Annotated in this window: 1 protein-coding gene; it reads right to left on the reverse strand. The window is 60.1% G+C overall.

The features are described from left to right. Window positions 1-1,940: non-ribosomal peptide synthetase (locus tag ACFSX3_RS24715; RefSeq protein ID WP_379313377.1), on the reverse strand; the 1,940-nt coding region annotated here is incomplete at its 3' end. Window positions 1,941-1,965: the final 25 nt, after the last annotated feature.

Genomic DNA, 1,965 nt, shown 5'->3' on the forward strand with positions numbered 1-1,965 from the left:
CGGTGTACGATTTCTCCCGCCTCAATCCGGTATCCCCGGATTTTCACCTGCTCGTCGATTCGGCCCATGTATTCCAGCTTCCCGTCCGGCAGCCATCTCGCCAGATCTCCCGTCCGGTACATCCGCTCCCCAGGTTCAAACGGGTTGTCCACGAACTTCTCCGCCGTCAGCTCCGGACGGTTCATGTATCCGCGCGCCAAGCCGTCTCCTGCGATGCACAGCTCCCCTGGCACCCCGATCGGCTGCGGCTTGTTCGACCGGTCGACGACATACGTGCAAACGTTCGGCAGCGGCTTGCCGATTCCAACCTTCTCCGTTTGCCGAGTTACCGCCTCTTGCGTCGCGTAAATGGTGGCCTCCGTCGGCCCGTAGATGTTCTCGATTCGGGCATGCGGCCACTGCTCGCATGCTCGCCAAGCCGTCTCCGTCGGCAACGCTTCGCCCGCGATAAACAGGTATTGCAATGATAGAGCCGCCCCCTCGCTCCTTTCCGCCTCCGCCATGAACAGCTGCAGCATGGAAGGAACAAAGTTGACATGCGTCACCCGGTTATCCCCAATGACTTGGAGCAGCTCCCCTGGATCTCTCTCGGCGCCCGGCGCTGCCACCACCACTTTCCCTCCGCCCGGTATCCATCCGAACAGTTCCGTCAACGACACGTCGAACGTATAGCTCGTCTTCAGCAAATAAGCTTCTTCGTTCCCGCAAGGATATTTACTATGCAGCGCAACCATCATGTTCGTTAAGCTGCCGTGCTCGACCATGACCCCTTTCGGCTGTCCCGTCGATCCCGACGTGTAGATCATGTACGCCAGATCGTTTGGCCCGTTTGCCGCTGGTACGTTTGCGGTGTCGCCTGTGTACAGCGATGCGTCCGCCAGGTTCAGCACGCTGCCTTCGTAATCTTGCGGTACTTCCGCGTCCCTGCCGTATACAAGCAGCAGCCTTGCGCCACTGTCTTCCAGCATGTACGCAATCCGCTCCGACGGGTACGCCGGGTCAATCGGCAAGTATGCGCCACCCGCCTTCAGAACCGCGAGAATCCCCACGATCATCTCCACCGAGCGCTCCGCCTTGATCCCCACGACCTGCTCTGCACCACCCCCACGCGAACGTAGCTCATGCGCCAGCTGGTTCGCCTTCGCGTTCAGCTCCTCATACGTCAACCGTTCAGACTCGAATATTACCGCTGTAGCTTCCGGCGTCTGCTTCACCTGCTGCTCGAACAGCGCGTGGATTGTTTGGTCCTTCGGATACTCCGTCTTCGTGTCGTTAAATGCGATAAGCAGCTGACGCTTCTCTTCTTCCCCGGCCAGCTCAATCTCGTCCAGTTGCATGTCTGGCGTTTCGACGATCTGTTCCACAATCGCCGCCAGATGCCCGGACATCCGCTCGACTGTTTCCTTCTTGAACAGCGCCGTGCTGTATTCCCAGTCGAAATACAGCCTCCCGCCCTGCTCAACCACACCCACCGTCAGGTCGAATTTCGCGACCCGGTATTCCTGCGGGTACGGCCGAATCGTCAGTCCTTCCGGCTTCCATTCGCTCATCTGCATGTTCTGCAGCACCAGCATCGTGTCAAACAGCGGGTTGCGGCTCGTATCCCGCCGTACCTCCACCTTCTCCACCAGCTCCTCGAACGGGTAGTCCTGATTCTCCATCGCCCCCAGCACCGCTGCCTTCACTTCCGCCAAGTACGCGTCGAACCGTTTGCTTCCCGCCGGGCGGCTGCGCATCGCCAGCGTGCCCACGAACATCCCGATCATCCGTTCCGCATCCGGATGCCTTCTGCCTGCTACCGGAGAACCGACCACGATATCCTCCTGCCCCGCATAGCGCGACAGCAGCACCCCGTACGCCGCCAAGAGCGCCATGTACAGCGTCACCCCTTGCTTCGCGCACAGCTGCTTCAGCCGATCCGTCTCGTACTCGCTCCACATTTGACCTGCGCGGTCTCCTTCAAAC

This window comes from Paenibacillus rhizoplanae, assembly GCF_042684125.1.
Lineage (GTDB): Bacteria > Bacillota > Bacilli > Paenibacillales > Paenibacillaceae > Paenibacillus_AQ > Paenibacillus_AQ rhizoplanae.